Here is a 23,232-nt window from a genome sequence, read left to right as displayed (position 1 = left end):
AGCTGCAAGCCGCAAGCTTCAAGCTGAAGCCTGCTGGTCTTGCGGCTTGCAGCTTGCCGCTTGAAGCTAAAAAGGAATCTTTTATGACCCAGAAATTCGACGTAGTGGTGATTGGTGCAGGTCCTGGCGGCTATGTGGCTGCCATCAAGGCTGCCCAACTTGGTCTGAAGACTGCCTGTATCGAGAAATACACAGACGCCGAGGGCAAACTGGCCCTGGGCGGCACCTGCCTGAACGTAGGTTGCATCCCTTCCAAGGCGCTGCTGGACAGCTCCTGGAAGTACAAGGAAGCCAAAGAAAGCTTCAACGTCCACGGTATCTCCACTGGCGAAGTGAAGATGGACGTCGCCGCGATGGTTGGCCGCAAGGCTGGCATCGTCAAGAACCTGACCGGTGGTGTTGCCACCCTGTTCAAGGCCAACGGCGTTACTTCGATCCAGGGCCACGGCAAGCTGCTGGCCGGCAAGAAGGTCGAAGTCACCAAGGCTGACGGCACCACCGAAATCATCGAAGCCGAGAACGTGATCCTGGCTTCCGGCTCGCGCCCGATCGACATTCCACCGGCCCCGGTCGACCAGAACGTCATCGTCGACTCCACCGGCGCCCTGGAATTCCAGGCCGTACCGAAGCGCCTGGGCGTTATCGGTGCAGGCGTGATCGGCCTGGAGCTGGGCTCGGTATGGGCTCGCCTGGGTGCTGAAGTCACCGTGCTGGAAGCCCTGGACACCTTCCTGATGGCTGCCGACACCGCCGTGTCGAAAGAAGCCCAGAAGACCCTGACCAAGCAAGGCCTGGACATCAAGCTGGGCGCTCGCGTCACCGGCTCGAAAGTCAACGGCAATGAAGTCGAAGTGACCTACACCAACGCCGAAGGCGAGCAGAAGATCACCTTCGACAAGCTGATTGTCGCAGTCGGCCGTCGTCCGGTGACCACCGATCTGCTGGCTTCCGACAGCGGCGTGACCATCGACGAGCGTGGTTACATCTTCGTCGACGATTACTGCGCCACCAGCGTTCCGGGCGTGTACGCCATCGGTGACGTGGTACGCGGCATGATGCTGGCCCACAAGGCTTCGGAAGAGGGCATCATGGTCGTCGAGCGCATCAAGGGCCACAAGGCCCAGATGAACTACGACCTGATCCCTTCGGTCATCTACACCCACCCGGAAATCGCGTGGGTCGGCAAGACCGAACAGGCCTTGAAGGCCGAGGGCGTTGAGGTTAACGTGGGCACCTTCCCGTTCGCGGCCAGCGGCCGTGCGATGGCTGCCAACGACACCGGCGGTTTCGTCAAGGTCATCGCCGATGCCAAGACCGACCGCGTTCTGGGTGTTCACGTGATTGGCCCATCGGCTGCCGAACTGGTGCAGCAGGGCGCAATCGCAATGGAATTCGGCACCAGTGCCGAGGATCTGGGCATGATGGTCTTCAGCCATCCAACCCTGTCCGAAGCGTTGCATGAAGCAGCGCTGGCGGTGAATGGCGGCGCCATTCACGTGGCCAACCGTAAGAAGCGTTAATTATAAGAAACCACGGCGGGCTGCCCGTCGTGAGTCTTGCGTGCATGACTCACCGCGGAAAGTCCGCCGGACCGGATCACATGGGATAACCCGGGGTCAACGGTCACAGGTGGTGCGGCGCCACTGATGGCGCAGCGCCGAAGCGCAGTACCTAACGAAGACGGTAAAAAGCATGAATCTTCACGAGTATCAGGGTAAGCAGCTGTTCGCTGAATACGGCCTGCCAGTTTCCAAGGGTTTCGCAGTCGATACCCCTGAGCAAGCTGCAGAAGCCTGCGACAAGATCGGCGGGAACGAGTGGGTTGTAAAAGCCCAGGTTCACGCGGGTGGTCGCGGTAAAGCGGGCGGCGTAAAGCTGGTTCGCAGCAAGGAAGACGCCAAGGCGTTTGCTGCACAGTGGTTGGGCAAGAATCTGGTTACCTACCAGACCGATGCCAACGGTCAACCCGTCTCCAAGATTCTGGTCGAATCCTGCACTGACATCGCCAAAGAGCTGTACCTGGGCGCTGTAGTCGATCGTTCGAGCCGCCGTATCGTGTTCATGGCTTCCACCGAAGGTGGCGTGGACATCGAGAAAGTCGCTCACGAAACGCCTGAGAAAATCCTCAAGGCCACCATCGACCCACTGGTCGGCGCTCAGCCGTTCCAGGGTCGCGAGCTGGCATTCCAGCTGGGCCTGGAAGGCAAGCAAGTTCAACAGTTTGCCAAGATCTTCGTTGGCCTGGCCAAGCTGTTCAAGGATCACGACCTGGCGCTGCTGGAAGTGAACCCGCTGGTGATCAAGGCCGATGGCGACCTGCACTGCCTCGATGCCAAGATCAACATCGACGCCAACGCCATGTACCGTCAGCCGAAGCTGAAAACCTTCCACGACCCGTCGCAGGACGATGCCCGTGAAGCCCACGCTGCCAAGTTCGAACTGAACTACGTTGCCCTTGAAGGCAACATCGGCTGCATGGTCAACGGTGCCGGCCTGGCCATGGGTACCATGGACATCGTCAACCTGCACGGCGGCAAGCCGGCCAACTTCCTTGACGTTGGCGGTGGTGCTACCAAAGAGCGCGTAACCGAAGCGTTCAAGATCATTCTGTCCGACAGCAATGTCGCGGCCGTTCTGGTCAACATCTTCGGCGGCATCGTTCGCTGCGACATGATTGCCGAAGGCATCATTGGTGCAGTGAAAGAAGTCGGCGTCAAAGTTCCGGTTGTCGTTCGCCTCGAAGGCAACAACGCCGAACTGGGCGCTAAAGTACTGGCAGAAAGCGGTTTGAACATCATTGCGGCAACCAGCCTGACCGACGCTGCTCAACAAGTTGTCAAAGCTGCGGAGGGCAAGTAATGAGCGTCCTGATCAATAAAGACACCAAAGTCATCTGCCAAGGCTTCACTGGCTCGCAGGGTACTTTCCACTCCGAACAGGCCATTGCCTACGGCACCAAGATGGTCGGCGGCGTAACCCCAGGCAAGGGTGGCACCACCCACCTGGGCCTGCCGGTGTTCAACACCGTCAAGGAAGCCGTGGAAGCTACCGGCGCTGACGCTTCGGTCATCTACGTACCGGCTCCGTTCTGCAAGGACTCGATCCTGGAAGCTGCCTTTGGCGGCATCAAGCTGATCGTCTGCATCACCGAAGGCATTCCTACCCTGGACATGCTGGATGCCAAGGTCAAGTGCGACGAGCTGGGCGTTACCCTGATCGGCCCTAACTGCCCAGGTGTCATCACCCCGGGCGAGTGCAAGATCGGCATCATGCCAGGTCACATCCACTTGCCAGGCAAGGTCGGTATCGTTTCGCGTTCCGGCACCCTGACCTACGAAGCTGTGAAGCAGACCACCGACGCCGGCTTCGGCCAGTCGACCTGTGTCGGCATCGGCGGTGACCCGATCCCGGGCTCCAACTTCATCGACATCCTGAAGCTGTTCCAGGAAGACCCGAAGACTGAAGCGATCGTCATGATCGGTGAGATCGGCGGTTCGGCTGAAGAAGAAGCTGCGGCCTACATCAAGGCCAACGTCACCAAGCCTGTCGTTTCCTACATCGCCGGTGTTACTGCACCTGCGGGCAAGCGCATGGGCCACGCTGGCGCCATCATCTCCGGCGGCAAGGGCACTGCGGACGAGAAGTTCGCCGCTCTGCAGGACGCGGGTGTGAAAACCGTGCGTTCCCTGGCTGACATCGGCAAGGCCCTGGCCGAGCTGACTGGCTGGGAAGCCAAGAAGTAATACTGCTACACCCCCCACGCGCACAAAGGCCACCTTCGGGTGGCCTTTGTCGTATGTGGGGTTTCTGTATGCCTATGCCGCCCTCTTCGTGGGTAAGCACGCCCCCTCAGAGAGATGACAATCCCTGGGGGGCTATGCAGTACCTGTGGGAGCGGGTTCACCCGCGAAGGGGCCGGTGCTGGCGATAGGGATTCTTCGATAGGTTTAATAGGAATTTTCACGCAGACGAATGTTTCAATCCGAGGATAATTCCTCCTGTCCTCGGTCGCACAGACGACAAACATGTACGCACATCGGACAAGCAGCACTGTGCCAGTGCGTTTGACTGACAAAACAGTTACATTACGCGTTCACTCTGTGCCCGTACCCCAAAAGGGAACGACACGCTAAACGGGTCTGGCCTATCAAGCCGGGCAGCATTTCCCCTCATCCAAAGGGAAATCCCCTCTCGAATCCCGATTTCAGCAGTGTGGTACTACCTTAAATGAAAGTTCTCAAAGGCCAGGATATCCTGGCGCTTGGCTTTATGACGTTTGCGCTTTTTGTGGGTGCAGGCAACATCATCTTCCCGCCTATCGTCGGTTTGCAGTCTGGCCCGCATGTATGGATGGCTGCACTGGGCTTCCTGGTGACTGCCGTCGGCCTGCCGGTCATCACCGTGGTCGCCCTGGCCAAGGTCGGTGGCGGCATGGACGCCCTGAGCAGCCCGATTGGCAAGTTCTTCGGTGGCTTGCTGGCGGCCGTGTGCTACCTGTCGGTAGGCCCGCTGTTCGCCACCCCGCGTACCGCGACCGTGTCGTTCGAAGTGGGTGTTGCGCCGCTGACCGGTGAGAGCCCGCTGGCGCTGTTCATCTACAGCCTGGTGTACTTCGTCGTGGTACTGGCGGTGTCCATGTACCCGGGCAAGCTGCTCGATACCGTAGGCCGCTTCCTGGCACCGTTGAAGATCATCGCCCTGGCGGTGCTGGGCATCGCTGCCTTCGCCCTGCCAGCCGGAACCATTGGTGACGCACAGCCGGCCTATGCCGCTGCCGCATTCTCCAAGGGCTTCTCCGACGGCTACCTGACCATGGATACCTTGGGTGCCCTGGTGTTCGGTATCGTCATCGTCAACGCCATCCGCTCGCGCGGGGTGGAGTCGCCGAAGCTGATCACCCGTTACGCCATCATCGCTGGCCTGATCGCAGGTGTCGGCCTGGCGCTGGTATATATCAGCCTGTTCCGCCTGGGTGCCACCAGCCACGATATCGCGGCTGACGCGACCAACGGTGCCGCGGTGCTGCATGCCTACGTACAGCACACCTTCGGCTCGCTGGGCAGCGGCTTCCTGGCCGTGCTGATCGCGCTGGCCTGCCTGGTAACCGCAGTTGGCCTGACCTGTGCCTGCGCCGAGTACTTCAGCAAGATTCTGCCGCTGTCGTACCGCGCACTGGTGGTGATCCTCGCCGGCTTCTCGCTGCTGATTTCCAACCTTGGCCTGACCAAGCTGATCATGTTCTCGATCCCGGTGCTCACCGCCATCTATCCACCGTGCATCGTGGTGGTCGGCCTGAGTTTCGTGAAAGACCTGTGGAACTCGCCAACGCGCATCCTGGCGCCCGTGATGCTGGTATCGCTGCTGTTCGGCATGGTCGATGCGATCAAGGGCAGCAGCCTTGCCCACGTGTTGCCGGACTTCATGGCGCACCTGCCATTGAGTGATGCCGGCATGGCCTGGCTGGTGCCTTCGGTGGTGACCCTGGCGGGTGCCGTGGCCTGCGACCGCATGCTCGGCAAGCCGCGCGAGGCGTTGGCCTGACCGCACAAGTCGAAGCCTGAGGGCGGCACCGGCCACAAGCCGAAGGGTGCGCGCCAAGGGTGAAAACAAGAGAGCCCCGTATCCGTAAGGATGCGGGGCTTTTCGTTGCTTGCCTGTTACAGTCTCTTCGCAGCAGGCCAGGCATTTTCCAGTGTGCAGGTGTGCCTTTTGCCGCTTGCCAGCGTCGAAATCCGGTCCCTATCCTTTAGGCACATGGCCCTTTCGGTAACCCTGCATGAACTTCATCCAAAGCAACCTCAACAACCTGCTGGCCATCGCCTGGTTCGCCCTGTGCTGGGGTGGCTATACCCGCTATGCGATCTGGAAGGGGCGCGACACCGCTTGCCTGGCCAGTGTGCTGCACCTGTACCGCGAAGACTGGATGCGCCGCATGTTGCTGCGCGACAACCGCATCGCCGATGCCAGCGTGATCGGTAATCTGGAGCGCAACGCCTCGTTCTTTGCCTCCAGCACCCTGATCATTCTGGCTGGCATCCTCACCGTGCTCGGTGCCTCCGACCGGGCTCTGTCGTTGCTGGCCGACCTGCCGCTGGTTCAGCAGACATCCCAGGGCATGTCGGAGATCAAGCTGCTGTGCCTGGCCATGGTATTTGTCTATGCCTTCTTCACGTTCAGCTGGTGCATGCGCCAATACAATTTTGCCGCTGTGCTGGTGGGGTCGGCGCCGATGATCGGCGAGCGGCTGGTCAACGAGCTGGAGCGAAAGGCGTTCGCCTCCCGCGCGGCGCGCGTGCTTTCACTGGCTGCCAACCAGTTCAACTTCGGCCTGCGCTCGTACTATTTCGGCATGGCCATGCTGACCTGGTTCATCAGCCCCTGGCTGTTCATGGTGGTGAGTGTGGGCGTGGTATTGATCCTGTACCGCCGTGAGTTCCATTCCGATGTACTGGATGTGATGGTCTTCACGCCCACTGAAAGTGCCCCCACGGACGCGGGAAAGGAAAGCGCCGCTGGCAACGCTTGAGCCGATCAGGGGGCGCCACCCGGTTGTCTAGCGGCTGCCAGCCTGCGTCTGCAGCCAGGCGACTGTCGCTGGCGAGGCCTGGCTCAGGGGAATCGAAGCCTGGTGCACGCTGCCATCCCAGCCCTCCATGGTGATCCACAGTTCAGCGCTGGGCCGGGTCTTGGCTGGAACCGGGACGGAAGCGCCCATGCTGTACGGTGAACCGAAGAAAATGCTCCCGGCCGCGCGCAGGCTGCGTGGCTTGCCCACCCGCAGGTAAGTGGCCTTCACTTCGCCGATACAGTGGTTGCACAGCGCCGCACTGAAACTCTTGAAATACCCGGCTGGGCCTTCCTGGCGGGGCGCCGCAGCACGGAATTCGGCCAGACGCAGGCTCCATGGGCCTACTGCGACCACACCCGCCTCACGCTCACCCAGCCCGGCTTCTCCTTTGAACAATGCCTGGTCGGCAAAATACCTGGGCATGAACCCCAAAGGGACGAGTATCAGCAGGATGTTCAGGTGAAAGCGCCATTTCAGCCACAGGCGGCGTGAGGCCGAAGGTGCGTCGGTGGTGGTGGCTCGGCTCATCGGGCGGTCTCCGGCAGGTGGGCGTCTTGCGCGGCGGTGGCCGTTGGTGCGCTGCGCGGCTTGCGTTTCAGTGCGGCTGCAGTGGCCTGTGCGGTGCGCTTGCTCCAGATCAACAGGCCGCTGAGCACCATCAAGGTCAGCACCAGGCCAAAAACGAACCAGATCATCTTGACCCACAGCCCGCCGAAGTCGCCAGTGTGCAACGGGCGCATGGATTCGGTGACGAACTCCAGTGAGGTGCGATCATCCAGGGTGTGCGAGGTGGCGACCACGCCTGTGTACGGGTTGATGCTGGCGCTCTGGAACATCAGCGGGTACCAGCCGCGGCCACGGATGTTGAAGGTGTCATAGGCATTGCCTGGCAGGCGCACGAAGGATGCCTCGAAGCCGGGGATCTGCGCCTTTACCGTTTCGATGGCATGCTCCAGGCTGACCAGCCGGGGCGCTTCGCCAGCCTGCAGCAGCGGTACGTCATCGCGGGCCACCACCGCGGGTACGTCGCGGCTTGAGATCGAGATGTGGTTGTCGGCCAGCAACGCCTGGATCAGGAACCAGGTGCCGGTGATCGCGATCACGGCAATGAACCAGATCGACCAGATACCGCTCAGGCGATGGAAGTCACCCCAGAAGATGCGCGCACCTTGGCGAAAGCGCAGGGTAGGTTTCAGAAAGCCTTTCCAGAAGCGCTTGTAGACGACCAGGCCGGTGACCAGCGAGGCAAGCATCGGCAAGCCCAGCAGCGAGACCAGGTACCACCCCCACGGGTAGCCGTTGCCGAAAGGTACCAGCCACCAGCCATGCAAGGCGCGGGTGAACTGGCGAAAGTCGAAGGAGGGGCTGATGCCCTGGATCTTGCCTGTATAGGGGTTCACGTAGAGGTTCTGGGTGGTGTTGTCCGGCTGCACCACCTGCACCTGCAGCGCAAAGTGCGACTCGTCCGGGCGCATGATGTATTGCACATCCAGCTCGGGGCGCGCTTCACGCAGGGCCTTGAGCACCTGGTCGTAGGTCAGCAGTGGCGCATCATCGCTCGGCTTCGCCGCGCGTATCTCCGGTTTGGCCAGCCACACCAGCTCCTGGCTGACCACTGCCAGGGTGCCGGTGAAGCAGACGATCAGCACGAAGAACCAGATGGGCAGGGCCAGCCAGCTGTGAACCAGGAACCAGAGTTTCGAGCGTGACTTCTTGGACATAGGGGCCGGTGCCTTGTGGTTTGGGTGGCTTGCGCGTCGATCCCTCGCGGTATGAGGAAAATCCCGCCGGTACCCTTATGACGCGCGAGGGCAGGCAAACCGGAAAACCGTCTGTCATGGCGAACCCCAGGCCCCCGCTGAGCCTGCCTTTGCCGGTGGCCGTGACGGGTTAATTTTCCCGGTGTTCCATCCGTTTCGTAGGGATAGCCGAGTTGTTACTCGAAACCCATGTGCACGGATGAATCCCGATGAATGTTGAGAAGTCCCTGAAGCTCGCCCGCCGTTTCATTGAGCTACCGGTGGAAAAGCGGCGGCTGTTTCTCGAAACCCTGGCCAGCGAGGGTATCGACTTTTCACAATTCCCGATCCCTGCGGACGTTGCTGTCGACGATCGCCATGCACTGTCCTATGCCCAGCAGCGCATGTGGTTTCTGTGGCAACTGGACCCACACGGTGCCGCCTACAACCTGCCCAGTGCGGTGGTGCTGAAAGGGGCGCTGGACACCTCGGCGGTCCAGCGCGCGTTCGAGCAGGTACTGCAGCGACACCAGGCCCTGCGTACTGTGTTCCAGACCCAGGGTGACGAAGTGGTGCAAGTGGTGCAGCCAGCGGCCATCGTCATTGAAGAACACGACCTTCAGGCGCTGGCCGGCGAGGCCCGCGACGCCGCTGTAGCGCAAGCCGTCCGGGACGAAGCCGGTTTGCCCTTCGACCTCCAGCAGGGCCCGCTGTTTCGCGTACGCTTGTTGAAGCTGGCGGCACAGGAGCACGTGCTGCTGTTGACCCTGCACCATATCGTCGCCGACGGCTGGTCGATGAACGTGCTCATCCAGGAATTCGTCCACGGCTACGACGCCTTGGTTCGCGGGCAGGTGCCGGTGCTGCCTGAGTTGCCGATCCAGTACAGTGACTATGCGCTGTGGCAGCGGCGTTGGCTGGAGGCCGGGGAGCAGGCGCGACAGCTGGCTTACTGGCAGGCCAAGCTGGGCGACCAGCACCCGGTATTGCAGCTGCCTGCCGACTACCCGCGCCCGCTGCATGCCAGTCGCCAGGGCCAGCGCCTGCCCATCGCGGTGCCACAGGGCCTGAGCGAGCGCCTGGCGGGCCTGGCGCGTCAGCAAGGGGTCACCTTGTTCAGTGTGCTGTTGGCCGGTTTCAAGCTGCTTTTGCAACATTACAGTGGCCTGCAGGACATCCGTGTCGGGGTGCCGGTCGCCAACCGCAATCGCCAAGAAGTCGAGGGGCTGATTGGCGTATTCGTCAACACCCAGGTGTTGCGCACCGAGCTCGACCCGCAGATGTCCGTCGCCCAATTGCTGGCCGATATCCGCGAAACCACCCGCGCGGCCCAGACCCACCAGGATTTGCCGTTCGAGCGTTTGGTCGAAGGCCTGCAAGTCGAGCGCAGCCTCAGCCATACGCCGTTGTTCCAGGTGTTGCACAACCATCAGGCGAACGTCGCCGACATCGGCGCCTTGCGCAGCGAATCAGGCCTTGAGCTGCACGTGCTGGAGCGCCACGAGCGCAGTGTCCAGTTCGAGCTCACCCTCGATACCGTGGAGCGCGACGGCCAGGTGCAGGCAGCCTTCACCTATGCCCGCGAATTGTTCGCCCCGGCCACCATCGAGCGTATGGCGAGCCATTGGCTGAACCTGTTGCAGGCCATGGCCGCCGACCCGCTGGCGGCCATCGGCGAATTGCCGCTGCTGGGTGCCGGCGAGCGGCAGCGGCTGCTGCAGGCCAGCCAACCGGCCGCCAGCGAGTTCGCCGTCGACAGCATACTTGCGCTGTTCGCCGCGCAGGTGGCGCAGCAGCCGCAGGCCCCGGCACTGGTGTTCGGCGACCGGCAACTGAGCTATGCCGAACTCGATGCCGATGCCAACCGGCTGGCACACCAACTGATCGAGTGGGGCGTCGGGCCTGAAGTACTGGTGGGTATTGCAGTCGAACGGTCGGTGGAGATGATCGTTGGCCTGCTGGCCATCCTCAAGGCCGGCGGTGCCTATGTGCCGTTCGACCCCGAATACCCGCAAGAGCGGCTTGCCTACATGCTCGACGACAGCGGTGTTCAACTGCTGCTGACCCAGCAGGCGCTGCTGGCCCGTCTACCGCAGGACACACAAGTGCGCTACCTGGTACTCGACCAGGCAGCAGAGGAACTGGCGCGCTTCAGTACGACGGCTCCGCCTGCTCAGCTGAATGCCGATAACCTGGCCTATGTCATCTATACCTCGGGCTCTACCGGGCGTTCGAAGGGTGTCACCATCAGCCATGGCGCCCTGGCCAACTACGTGCAGGCGGCCTTGCAGCGCCTGGCGCTGGGCCGGGTCGCGAGCATGGCGGTGGTTTCCACGCTGGCGGCCGACCTTGGCCACACCACCCTGTTCGGCGCACTGTGCAGCGGCAGCTGCCTGCATGTGATTGCCCTGGACATCAGCCTGGACGCTGAGCGCTTCGCCGCCTACATGCACGCACATGCCGTGGACGTGCTGAAAATCGTCCCTTCCCACCTGCAGGCATTGCTCGATGGCCCACACCCGGCCCGGGCACTGCCGCAGCGTGCGCTGGTGCTGGGCGGCGAGGCTTGCCCCGCCGGGCTGATGGCACAACTGGCGCAGCTGGCCCCACACTGCACGCTGTTCAACCATTACGGCCCCACCGAAACCACCGTGGGTGCGCTCGCTGATGCGGTCGAGGCGCCACCGGCGACGGGGCGTGCGCCGCTTGGGCGGCCGTTGGCCAACATGCAGGCTTATGTGCTGGACGCTTCGCTGCAACCGCTGAGCACCGGCTGCCAGGGCGAGTTGTATCTTGCCGGCGCAGGGGTAGCGCGAGGCTATCACCGCCGCGCGGCGATGACGGCCGAACGCTTTGTGCCCAACCCGTTCGGTGCCGCCGGTAGCCGCGTGTACCGTACCGGCGATCTGGCGCGGCAATTGGCGAACGGCCAGGTCGATTACCTGGGGCGGGTTGACCATCAGGTGAAGATTCGCGGTTACCGGATCGAACTGGGTGAAATCACCGACACCCTGAAGCGCCAGCCCCGTGTCCACGACGCCGTGGCCGTTATCCACGGCAGTGGCAGCGCGGCCCGCATCGTGGCCTACGTGGTCCCTGACAGCCAGGCCGATGCCCCGCAGGTGCTTGCCGAAGTACAAGCGGCGCTGGCCAGGCAGTTGCCGGACTACATGCTGCCGAGCCGCTTCATGGCATTGCCCGGCATGCCACTGACACTCAACGGCAAGCTCGACCTGCGTGCCTTGCCTGTGCCTGACGATGGCCCGGCACAGGCCTACCGTGCTCCGCAGACAACCTTGCAGCAGCAGCTGGCGCTGATCTGGCAGGACGTGCTGAACGTCGCCCAGGTAGGGCTTGACGACAACTTCTTTGCCCTGGGTGGGCATTCCCTGCTGGCGACGCAGATCATCGCCCGGGTCCGGCGCATCCTTGGGCGTGACGTACCGTTGCGCAGCCTTTTCGAAAGCAACTCGCTACAGGCCTTTGCCGAACAGGTACTGGGCGCTGGCGCCCAGCAAGTCGAGCCGATCGCAGCGGTGCCGCGTGACCAGCCCCTGGTCGCGTCGCATGCCCAGCAGCGGCAATGGCTGTTCTGGCAGATGCAGCCGCACAGCACCGCCTACCACACACCTATGGTCGTGCGCCTGCGCGGCGAACTGGATCGTGCCGCATTGACCCAGGCCTTCTCGATCCTCTGCGAGCGCCATGAAGCCTTCCGCACTACGTTCGTCGAGCGCGATGGCGTGTTGCTGCAGCGCATCCAGCCTGCGGGTGAATTACCGCTGGCCTGGGACCGACTGCCGGCAACAGCCGAGCTGGCACAGATACAGGCTCAGGTACTGGCCGAGACCCAGCGGCTGTTCGACCTGGGCACCGGCCCGTTGTGGCGCGCCAAGGTGCTGCAGTTGGGCGAGCAGGACCAGCTGCTGGTGGTCACCTTGCACCACATCATTTCCGATGGTGGCTCGATGAGCGTGATGGTGCGTGAGTTCGTTGCCCTGTACCAGGCCTTGCACCGGGGGGAGGCGCCGGCGCTGGCCCGGCTGCCGATCCAGTACGCCGATTACGCCGCCTGGCACAAGCACTGGCTCGACCAGGGCGAACTCCAGCGCCAGCTGGACTACTGGCGCGGGCAGCTGGGAAGCGAGCAGCCCATCCTGGAACTGCCAATCGACCACCCGCGCAGCGCGCTGAAAGACCACCGTCTGGGGCGGGTCGCGTTCGCCTTGGACAACGACCTGGCACAGCGCTTGCGGCAGTTGGCGCGTGAGCATGAGCTGACCCTGTTCCAGCTGTTCCTCGGCGCTTTTGCCCTGTTGTTGCAACGCTACTGCGAACAACCCGATGTACGCATCGGTATACCGGTGAGCAACCGTAGCCGGCAAGAGCTGGAAAACGTCCTGGGCTTTTTCGTCAATACCCTGGTCATGCGCGTCGAAGTCGACCCGGCGATGAGCGGCGCAGCGCTGCTCAGCCAGGTCAAGGCTACGGCACTGGCCGGGCAGGCGCATCAGGACCTGCCGTTCGACCGCCTGGTCGAAGCCTTGAACCCGCAACGCTCGCTGGACCGTAACCCGTTGTTCCAGGTGATGTACAACCACCTCAGCATTGCCGGGCAGCAGGTGGGCAGCACCAGCCTGGCAGGTTTGCATGCCGAGGAAATGACCCTGCAGGGTGGCACCGCGCAATTCGACCTGACCCTGGAAACGCTGGAGACCGACGCGGCGATCAACGTGTCGTTTCTCTACGCTGCCGAGCTGTTCGAAGCCGCTACCCTGCAACGCATGGCTGAGCACTGGTGCAACTTGCTGCGCGGCCTGGTCGCCGACCCAAGCCAGGCTGTCGGCGAGCTGCCGTTGCTGGCACCGCAGGAGCAGGCGGCCCTGTTGCAGGGCTGGCAACGGGCGGGGCTCGCGGCTGCGCCGGCGGAGGTTCACCAGCTGATTGCCGAACAGGCCCGGCGCCAACCGCAAGCGGTAGCGTTGCTGGTCGGCGACCAGCAACTGAGCTACGGCGAGCTTGAGGCCCGGGCCAACCAGCTGGCACACCGCCTGCGGGCGCTGGGTGTCGGCCCCGACGTGCTGGTGGGCATCGCCCTGGAGCGTTCGCTCGACATGGTTGTCGGTTTGCTGGGCATTCTCAAGGCCGGTGGCGCGTTCCTGCCGCTTGATCCTCAGTACCCGGCAGAGCGCCTGGCCTACATGATGCAGGACAGCGGCATCGACCTGTTGCTCAGTCACAGCCGGGTGCTGCCGGGCCTGGACGTGCAGGCCGGTATTCGTACGCTGCTGCTCGACCAACTGGTTGAACAGCCGGGCGCCGAACAGGCGCCCACCGTGGCATTGAACCCACAGAACCTGGCCTACGTGATCTACACCTCGGGTTCTACCGGCCAGCCCAAAGGCGTTGCGGTCGCACACGGGCCGCTGGCCATGCACTGCCTGGCCACTGGCCAATGGTACGAAATGACCCCGGCGGACCGTGAGCTGCATTTCCTGTCGTTTGCCTTCGACGGTGCCCATGAACGCTGGCTGACCTCGCTGGTCATGGGTGGCAGCCTGCTGCTGCGCGACGATGAGCTGTGGAGCCCCGAGCGCACCTACGAGGAGATACGCCGGCATGGGGTGACCATGGCCGGATTCCCGCCGGCCTACCTGCAACAGCTGGCCGAGCATGCGGCGCATGCCGGTAACCCTCCGCCGGTTCGTCTTTACAGCTTTGGCGGCGATGCCATGCCGCGGGCGACGTACGAGCGGGTGCAGCAAAGCCTGCAACCTCAGGTGATGATCAATGGTTACGGCCCCACCGAGACCGTGGTCACACCGATGGTCTGGCGTACCCGCGCCGGGGATCATTGCGACAGCGCCTATGCACCGATCGGCCAGCCTGTCGGTGAGCGCAGTGCGTGTGTGCTGGACGCCGCCCTGGGCCTGCTGCCAGCAGGCGTGCCCGGGCAGCTGTACCTAGGCGGTGCCGGCCTGGCCCGCGGCTACCTGGGGCGCCCGGGCCTGACAGCCGAGCGCTTCGTGCCCGACCCGTTTGGCACCGAGGGTGCGCGTCTGTACCGCACCGGTGACCAGGTTTGCCTGCGCGCCGACGGGCAGTTCGATTACCTGGGACGAATCGATAACCAGGTAAAAATCCGCGGCTTCCGTGTCGAGCTGGGCGAAATCGAGGCGTGCCTGCTGGCCTGCGCTGAGGTGCGCGAGGCCGTGGTGGTGGCCGTGGACGGCCCCAGCGGCAAGCTGCTGGCGGCTTACCTGGTGCTGGCCGATAGCATTGCCGCACACGGGCCGGCCGAGCAGCGCGAGCAGCTGAAGGCGGCGCTGCGCCAGAGCCTGCCGGACTACATGCTGCCGACCCACTGGCTGGTGCTTGAGCAACTGCCGTTGTTGCCCAATGGCAAGCTCGACCGCAAAGCACTGCCGGCACCAGACTTCAGCGCCCTGCAGCAGGCCTACGTGGCGCCACGCAATGCCCTGGAGCAGCGTCTTGCCGCGTTGTGGCAGCGCGTGCTGAAGCTGCCGCAGGTGGGCGTGAGTGACAACTTCTTCGAGCTCGGGGGCGACTCGATCGTCTCGATCCAGCTGGTCAGTCGGGCGCGTCAGGACGGCCTGCTGTTCAGTGCCCGTGATCTGTTCGAGCATCAGACCGTGGCAGCACTGGCCAGCGTTGCCCAAGTCGGTGCATGCGAAGCGCAGGCCGACCAGGGGCCGCTCAGCGGCGAGCAGGAGCTGCTACCTGTACACCAGCTGTTCTTTGCCCAGGCGATTCCGGCACGTCACCACTGGAACCAGTCGGTACTGCTTGAGCCACGGCAGCCCTTGAGCGCCGCAAGCCTGGAACAGGCGCTGCAAACTATGGTCGATCACCATGACGTCTTACGCCTGAGTTTTGCAGCCGCCGATGACGGCTGGAAGGCGCACTACCGCAGCCCCGCACAGTGCGCCCAGGCGGCACTGCTGTGGCAGGCCGCGGTGGATGATGAAGGGGGGCTGCATACGTTGCTCGAGCAAGCACAGCGCAGCCTTGACCTGGAAAACGGGCCATTGCTGCGCGCGCTGCTGGCAACGCTGGCGGACGGCAGCCAGCGCTTGCTGTTGGTCGTTCATCACCTGGTGGTGGACGGGGTGTCATGGCGCATCCTGCTGGAGGACCTGCAACAGGCCTACGCTGCCGTGTTTGCGGGTAACAAGCCGAACCTGCCCGCCAAGAGCCATTCCATGCAGGCATGGGCCAAGCGCCTGCAGGGGCATGCAGCGCACATGCAGGGCCAGCTTGGCTACTGGTGCGAGCAGTTGCAAGGGCGCGCCGCACTGCCACGTCGGCAGGTCAGCGACCTGGCCGCAGCCAATTTGCAGTGCCACGCCCACACGGTTTACAGCCGCCTGGACCGCGCATGGACCGAGCGGCTGCTGCGCGAGGCGCCGGCAGCCTACCGTACACGTGTCAACGACCTGCTGCTTGCAGCCCTGGTGCGGGTGATTGCAGGCTGGACCGGGCGCGACGAAGTGTCGGTGCTGCTTGAAGGTCATGGCCGTGAAGCACTGTTCGACGACCTGGACCTCAGCCGCACGCTCGGCTGGTTCACCACGGTGTTCCCGCTGAAGCTGGTGGTGCCCAGTGAGCTTTCCCACACCTTGAAGCAGGTCAAACAACACCTGCACAGCATTCCCGACAACGGTATCGGTTTCGGGGTGCTGGGCCAATGGGGCAGCGCCGAGGCGCGCCAGCAGTTGGGCCATGCACCGCTGCCGGAAATCACCTTCAACTACCTGGGCCAGTTCGATGGCAGCTTCGATCAGGCCGAAGCGCTGTTCGTGCCGGCCAAGGAAGACAAGGGCGCCGATCACGACGCGCAGGCGCCGCTGGGCAACCTGTTGAGCCTCAATGGCCAGGTGTACGGCGGTGAGCTGAGCCTGGGCTGGACGTTCAGTCGCGAGTTGTTCGATAGCGCCACCCTTGAGCGTCTGGCCGCCGATTACACCCGCGAGTTGCAGGCGTTGATCGAGCACTGCTGCACACCGGGGGTGTGTGGTGTAACGCCGTCCGACTTCCCGCTGGCGCGCCTGTCGCAGACCCAGCTGGACCAACTGCCAGTGCCGGCGGCCGAGATCGCCGACCTCTATCCGCTGGCGCCGATGCAGCAGGGCATGCTGTTCCACGCCTTGTACGAGCAGCAGGCGGGGGATTACGTGAACCAGATGCGCGTCGATGTCGATGGCCTGGATGTCGAGCGTTTCCGCCGTGCCTGGGAGGCCGTGCTGCAGCGCCACGATATCCTGCGCACGCAGTTCCACTGGGAGCACGAGCAGGCTCTGCAGGTGGTACGCAAACACGTTGAACTGCCGTTCGTGGTGCACGACTGGCAGGGGCGCGAAGGCCTTGAGGCTGCCCTCGAGCAACTGGCAGTCGACCAGCGCCAGCAGGGCTTCGACCTCAGCCAGGCGCCATTGCTGCGCCTGGCGCTGGTGCGCACTGGTCCGGCCCGACAGCACTTGCTCTATACCAGCCATCACATCCTCATGGATGGCTGGAGCAACTCCCAGCTGTTGGGCGAAGTGCTGCACCAGTACGCCCTGCTGGGCGACGGTCAGCTCTCGGCATTGCCACCGGTCACCAGCCGTTACAGCGACTACATCGGCTGGCTGGGCCGGCAGGACGCCGCTGCCGGTGAAGCGTTCTGGAAAGACTGCCTGCGCGATCTGCAAGGGCCCACCCGCCTGGCGCAGGCCATTGCCTACGAAGCCCAGGCCGAAGCCGGGCAGGGCTACGCCGAGCATGTGCAGGTGATCGATGCCGCCACCACCGGGCAGCTGGTGGCACTGGCGCGCCAACACAAGGTCACCCTCAACACCTTGCTGCAGGGTGCCTGGCTGTTGCTGCTGCAACGCTATACCGGGCAGGACAGCGTCACGTTCGGGGCCACGGTTGCCGGGCGCCCGGCGGCGCTCAAGGGCATCGAGCAGCAGGTGGGCCTGTTCATCAACACCTTGCCGGTCACTGCCAGCCCGGCCCCGCAGCTGCCGTTCGCGCAATTCCTGCAGCAGTTGCAGGCGCAGAACGTGGCCATGCGCGAGTTCGAACACACCCCGCTGTTCGACATCCAGCGCTGGAGCGGGCAGGGCGGCGAGGCCTTGTTCGACAACATCCTGGTCTTCGAGAACTACCCCGTTTCCGAAGCGCTGCAGCAGGGTGCCCCGGCAGGCTTGAGCTTCGGCGAGGTCTACAGCCGCGAACAGACACATTACCCGCTGACCCTGTCGATCAGCCAAGGGCAGACCTTGCAGTTGCACTACAGCCATGCGCTGGAGCATCTGCAGCGCCCGGCGCTGGCTGCACTGGCCGACAACTTCCAGCATGTGCTGCAGCAGTGCCTGAGCTTGCCGCTGGACAGCTGCCTGGGCGCGTTCTGCCTGGTAGCCCCTGCCACCCGCGAAGGGCTGTTGCAGCACGTCAACCAGACGGCTGCCGATTACCCGCTGCTGCACAGTTATGCCGGGCTGTTCGAAGCGCAGGTGGCCCGTACCCCGCACGCGGTCGTGGCGCGCTGCGGCGACCGGCAGTACAGCTACAGCGAGCTCAACCGCCGTGCCAACCGTGTGGCCCATGGGCTGATTGCCCTGGGGGTCGGGCCTGACCAGCCAGTGGCCTTGCTGGCGCAGCGCAGCCTTGAGCTGCTGGGCATGATGGTGGGCACCTTCAAGGCCGCCGCCGGCTACCTGCCACTGGACCCTGGCCTGCCACAACAACGCCTGAGCCATATCGTCGCCTTGAGCCGCACCCCGGTGTTGCTCTGCACCGAGGCGTGCCAGGCGCAGGCCGAGGCCTTGCTGCACGCAGTGGACGAGGCACGGCGGCCGCAGCTGCTGGTGCTGGAAACCCTCGACCGGCCTGACAGCGCCGAGCACGATCCGCAGCGCTACAGTGGCCCGCAGCACCTGGCGTACGTGATCTACACCTCGGGTTCGACCGGGCAGCCCAAAGGGGTGATGGTCGAGCAGGCGGGCATGCTCAACAACCAGCTGAGCAAGGTGCCTTACCTGGGCCTGGGGCCGGACGACGTGATCGCCCAGACTGCGTCGCAGAGCTTCGACATCTCCGTGTGGCAGTTCCTTGCAGCGCCACTGTTTGGCGGCTGTGTACAGATCGTGCCAAACGAACTGGCCCATGATCCCGAAGCCTTGCTGCAGCAGGTGCGCGAGCAGCGCATCAGTGTGCTCGAGAGCGTGCCGTCGTTGATCCAGGGTATGTTCCAGACCCCGGCCATTGCGGTGCCATCGCTGCGCTGGATGCTGCCCACCGGCGAAGCGCTGGCGCCGGAAACCGCACGTCAATGGTTGCAGCGCTATCCCGATGTCGGGCTGGTCAATGCCTATGGTCCGGCTGAATGTTCCGATGACGTGGCGTTCTTCCGCGTCGACCTGGCGAGCACGCAAGGCGTGTACCTGCCCATTGGCAGCCCCACCGACAACAACCGCCTGTATGTGCTGGACGCCGCATTGGAGCTGGCGCCGCTGGGCGTCACCGGAGAGCTGTGCGTGGCAGGAACCGGCGTGGGCCGTGGCTATGTCGGCGACCCACTGCGTACCGCCCAGGCCTTTATTCCGCACCCTTGCGGGGCGCCCGGCGAGCGCCTGTACCGCACTGGCGACCTGGCCCGGCGCCGTGCCGACGGCGTGCTGGAGTACGTCGGCCGGGTCGATCACCAGGTCAAGATCCGCGGTTTCCGTATCGAGCTGGGCGAAATCGAAGCCGCGTTGCTCGACAGCGATCAGGTACGCGAGGCGGTGGTGATGGCTCAGCCTGGCGCCAACGGGCCGCAGTTGGTGGCCTATTGCGTGGCTGAAGACGCGGTGGCTGCCGACGCGCTCAAGCAACAGCTCAAAGCCAGCCTGAAAGCCCGTCTGCCCGACTACATGGTACCCCTGCACTGGGTGCTGATGGCGCGCCTGCCGTTGACGCCGAACGGCAAGGTAGACCGCAAGGCGCTGCCGCTGCCGGACATGAGTCAGGCACGCCAGGCCTATGTTGCCCCGCGCAGTGAACTGGAGCAGCAGCTGGCCGCGATCTGGCAGGACGTGCTCAAGCTTGAGCAGGTGGGGCTGGACGACAACTTCTTCGAACTGGGTGGCGATTCGATCGTTTCCATCCAGGTGGTCGGGCGCGCCCGCCAGGCCGGCATCGCCTTCAGCCCCAAGGATGTTTTCGAGCAGCAGACGGTGCAGGGCCTGGCGCGTGTCGCTCGGCTGGGTGCCGCTCAGCAGCAGATCGACCAGGGCCCGGTCAGCGGTGAGCTGCACCTGCTGCCGGCCCAGGCCGAATTCTTCGCGCTGGCTATTCCCGAACGCCATCACTGGAACCAGTCGGTGCTGCTGGACACCTTGCAGCCGCTGGATGTCGACCGGCTGGAACACGCCCTGCACCAGTTGGTGGTGCACCACGACGGCTTGCGCCTGAAGTTCGACGAAAGCGAACAGGGCTGGCGCGCCAGCTTCGGCGAAGCGCACGTGCGCCACGCGCTGTTGTGGCAGCGTGACTGTGCCGATGCGCAGGCGCTGGAGGCACTGTGCGACCAGGCCCAGGCCAGCCTGTGCCTGGGCAATGGCGACCTGGTGCGTGCGGTGCTGGTAACGCAGCCGGGCGAGTGCCAGCGCTTGTTGCTGGTGATCCATCACCTGTTGGTCGACGGGGTGTCCTGGCGGATCCTGCTGGAAGACCTGCAGCGTGCTTATCGTCAATGCGTGGCGGGCCAAGCGGTGGTGCTGCCGGCCAAGACCAGTTCGCTCAGGGACTGGGCCGGGCAGTTGCAAGCCTATGCCGGCAGCGAAGGGCTTGGCAGCGAGCTGGCGTACTGGCAGGCGCAGTTGCAACACGACCACGCCGAGCTGCCCTGCGACCACCCGGGCGCCGGGCAACAACGCCGACGTGCGCGTACGGTCAGCACGCAACTTGATCGCGAAGTGACCCGGCAGCTTCTGCAAGAGGCTCCCGCCACCTATCGTACTCAGGTCAACGACTTGCTGCTGACTGCGCTGGCGCGAGTGGTGGGACGCTGGAGCGGCCAGGCCGCGACGCTGATTCAGCTGGAAGGGCATGGCCGCGAAGAACTGTCCGCCGACCTTGACCTCAGCCGAACCGTCGGCTGGTTCACCAGCCTGTATCCGGTGTGCCTGCGCGTCGAGGGCGAGCTGGGCGCGTCGATCAAGCAGGTCAAGGAGCAGTTGCGCGCCATCCCCAACAAAGGCCTGGGTTACGGTGTGCTGCGTTACCTTGGCAGTGACGAGCAGCGTCAGGCCCTGCAAGGCCTGGCAACACCACGCATCACCTTCAACTACCTGGGGCAGTTCGACGCCAGCTTCGATGGCGCCGGTGATGCCTTGCTGCAACCTTCCCGGCTGGGCGTCGGCGCCGAACAGAGCGCTGACGCGCCGCTGGAAAACTGGCTCAGCCTCAATGGCCAGGTCTATGGCGGCGAGCTGCGCATGGGCTGGACGTTCAGCCTCGACCTGTTCGACGAACAGACCGTGCAACACCTGGCGGACGATTACGGGCGCGAGCTGCGCAGCCTGGTCGAGCATTGCCTGCAGGCCAACGAGGCCGGTGAACAGGGCATGACACCTTCGGACTTCCCGCTGGCGGGCCTCAGCCAGGCCCAGCTCGATGCGTTGCCGGTACCGGCGGCGCAAGTCGAAGATATCTACGCGCTGTCGCCGATGCAGCAAGGCATGCTGTTCCACTCGCTGTACGAGCAAGGCAGCGGTGACTACATCAACCAGATGCGTGCCGATGTGCAGGGGCTGGATGCCGAACGCCTGCGGGCCGCCTGGCAGGCAGTCTACGACCGCCACGAGGTGCTGCGCGCCAGTGTGCTGTGGCAGGGCCAGCAGCAACCGTTGCAGGTGATCCACAAGCACTTGGCCGTGGCGCTGGTGTACCAGGACTGGCGCGAGCGGCGGGAGCTGACTATCGAGCTCGACCAGCTGGCCAACGCCGAACGCCTGCGCGGGTTCGACCTGGGTAAAGCGCCGCTGCAGCGCATCCAGGTCATCCGCATTGGCGACGATCGCTACCACCTGATCGATACCAACCATCACATCCTCATGGACGGTTGGAGCTATTCGCAGCTGCTGGGGGAGGTACTCGAACAATACGGTGCCCAGGCCCGCGGCGAGCCTCGCCCAGCGGCGCCGGCAGGGCGCTACCGCGATTACATCGGCTGGTTGCAGCGCCAGGATGCGCAGGCCAGCGAGCAGTTCTGGAAAGCCCGCCTGGCGGACCTGGAACAGCCCACACTGCTCAGCCGCAGCCTGGCGACCGGCCAGCCATTGGCCGAAGCCGACGTGGCCGGGCAGGGGCAGGTTGTCTTGCTGCGTGATCGCCAGCAAACCCGCCAGCTCAGCGATTTTGCCCGGCAGCACAAGGTCACCCTCAACACCTTGATGCAAGGGGCCTGGTTGTTGCTGTTGCAGCGTTATACCGGGCAGGCGGCGGTCGCATTCGGTGTCACCGTAGCGGGCCGCCCTGCCGAGCTGCGCGGCGTCGAAGCGCACATCGGGCTGTTCATCAACACCTTGCCGGTGGTTGCCAGCCCGCGCCCGGAACAACCCGTGGTGCAATGGCTGCAAGCGTTGCAAAGCCTCAACCTGCAATTGCGTGAACACGAACACACGCCGTTGTTCGAGATCCAGCGCTGGGCCGGTCACGGCGGCGAGGGGCTGTTCGACAGCATCATGGTGTTCGAGAACTACCCGGTCTCGGAGATCCTCCAGCAAACGGCACCCGAGGGGCTGCGTTTCGATGCGGTGCACAACCATGAGCAGGCCAACTACCCATTGACCCTGGCGGTCAACCAGGGCGAGACGCTGTCGGTGACCTTCGGCTACGACCGTGGCTGCTTCGCTGCCGTGCAGGTCGAGCAACTGGCTGGGCACCTGCGACAGTTACTGGAGCAGATTGTCGAGGCCTCGGCGCACCAGGCGCTGGGCAGCCTGACGCTGCTCGATGCGCAACAGCAGCAGGCCACCTTCGCCCAGTGGAACCCGGCCCCCGCCGAGCACCCGGCCGATCAGGCCCTGCACAGCCGCATCGAGGCCCAGGTGCAGCGCACCCCCGATGCCATTGCCGTCACCTGCGAAGGCCAGGCCCTGAGCTATGCCCAGCTCAACCAGCGCGCCAACGCCCTGGCCCGGCGCCTGGTCGACGACGGGGTCGGGCCCGACGTGCTGGTCGGCCTGGCTGCCGAGCGCTCGCTGGACATGGTCGTCGGCATCTTCGCCATCCTCAAGGCCGGCGGTGCCTACGTGCCGCTGGACCCGGCCTACCCGGCCGACCGTTTGGCCTACATGATCGAAGACAGCGGCCTGCAGCGCCTGCTGGCCCAGCCCCAGGTGCTGGCCAGCCTGCCAGTGCCGGCAGGCGTGCGCGTGCTCAGCCTGGAAAGCAACGATGACAGCACCCAGGCCGACCCGCTGGCCTGCTCGCCGGTCACGGTCAGCCCGGACAACCTCGCCTACGTGATCTACACCTCCGGTTCCACCGGCAACCCCAAGGGCGTACTGCTGCCGCAGCGCAACGTGCTGCGCCTGTTCACGGCCACCGACGCCGACTTCCGCTTCGCCAGCGACGACGTGTGGAGCCTGTTCCACTCCTATGCCTTCGACTTCTCGGTGTGGGAAATCTTCGGCGCCCTGCTGCATGGCGGGCGCCTGGTGATCGTGCCGCAGCACACCAGCCGCTCGCCCGAGGCCTTCTACCAGTTGCTGGCCGATGAACAGGTCACGGTGCTGAACCAGACCCCGTCGGCGTTCAAGCAACTGATGGCGGTGGCCACCACGGCCGAGCCGCAGCGGCCGCTGGCACTGCGCAGCGTGGTGTTCGGGGGCGAGGCGCTGGACGTCAACAGCCTGGCACCGTGGTTCGAAC

8 protein-coding genes are annotated in these 23,232 nt (G+C 64.2%); 6 read left to right on the top strand and 2 right to left on the bottom strand.

Translation table 11 applies throughout. From position 1 onward, the window contains the following. Positions 1–83 precede the first annotated feature (83 nt). From lpdA to ACF8EA_RS23405, 5 genes are all read left to right on the top strand, one after another. Positions 84–1,520 carry a dihydrolipoyl dehydrogenase gene (lpdA, locus tag ACF8EA_RS23425; RefSeq protein ID WP_021784850.1) on the top strand — a complete coding sequence of 479 codons (1,437 nt, stop codon included), beginning with the start codon at positions 84–86 and terminating at the stop codon, positions 1,518–1,520. A 172-nt stretch (positions 1,521–1,692) separates the two neighbouring features. After that, positions 1,693–2,859, top strand: a complete 1,167-nt coding sequence (sucC, locus tag ACF8EA_RS23420) for an ADP-forming succinate--CoA ligase subunit beta (protein ID WP_003254205.1) — start codon at positions 1,693–1,695, stop codon at positions 2,857–2,859. Next, positions 2,859–3,743, top strand: a complete 885-nt coding sequence (gene sucD / locus ACF8EA_RS23415; RefSeq protein ID WP_016393102.1) for a succinate--CoA ligase subunit alpha — start codon at positions 2,859–2,861, stop codon at positions 3,741–3,743. The genes sucC and sucD overlap by 1 nt, the downstream gene beginning before the upstream one ends. A gap of 484 nt (positions 3,744–4,227) precedes the next feature. Next, on the top strand, positions 4,228–5,541 hold the full coding sequence (gene brnQ, locus ACF8EA_RS23410) for a branched-chain amino acid transport system II carrier protein (RefSeq protein ID WP_392523440.1): 1,314 nt from the start codon (positions 4,228–4,230) through the stop codon (positions 5,539–5,541). 235 nt (positions 5,542–5,776) lie between these two features. Further along, a complete protein-coding gene (locus tag ACF8EA_RS23405; RefSeq protein WP_021784852.1) occupies positions 5,777–6,526 on the top strand; it encodes a DUF599 domain-containing protein in 750 nt (249 codons plus the stop codon). 27 nt (positions 6,527–6,553) lie between these two features. Here the strand turns inward: ACF8EA_RS23405 and ACF8EA_RS23400 are convergent, their stop codons facing one another. Together ACF8EA_RS23400 and ACF8EA_RS23395 are read right to left on the bottom strand one after the other, a co-directional pair. Continuing rightward, a complete protein-coding gene (locus ACF8EA_RS23400; protein WP_392523439.1) occupies positions 6,554–7,096 on the bottom strand; it encodes a thiamine pyrophosphate-binding protein in 543 nt (180 codons plus the stop codon). Then, positions 7,093–8,289 carry a PepSY domain-containing protein gene (locus ACF8EA_RS23395; protein ID WP_021784854.1) on the bottom strand — a complete coding sequence of 399 codons (1,197 nt, stop codon included), beginning with the start codon at positions 8,287–8,289 and terminating at the stop codon, positions 7,093–7,095. Before ACF8EA_RS23395 ends, ACF8EA_RS23400 begins: the two co-directional genes overlap by 4 nt. Positions 8,290–8,537: 248 nt before the next feature. On the opposite strand from ACF8EA_RS23395, the gene ACF8EA_RS23390 reads away from it, so the two are divergent. Continuing rightward, positions 8,538–23,232 (top strand): non-ribosomal peptide synthase/polyketide synthase (locus ACF8EA_RS23390; protein WP_392523437.1); only part of this gene is annotated, 14,695 nt, incomplete at its 3' end.

The sequence above is a fragment of the Pseudomonas sp. YQ_5 genome (assembly GCF_043103305.1).
GTDB classification, from domain to species: Bacteria; Pseudomonadota; Gammaproteobacteria; order Pseudomonadales; family Pseudomonadaceae; genus Aquipseudomonas; species Aquipseudomonas putida_Y.
This window is presented reverse-complemented; position numbering and strand designations above follow the sequence as displayed.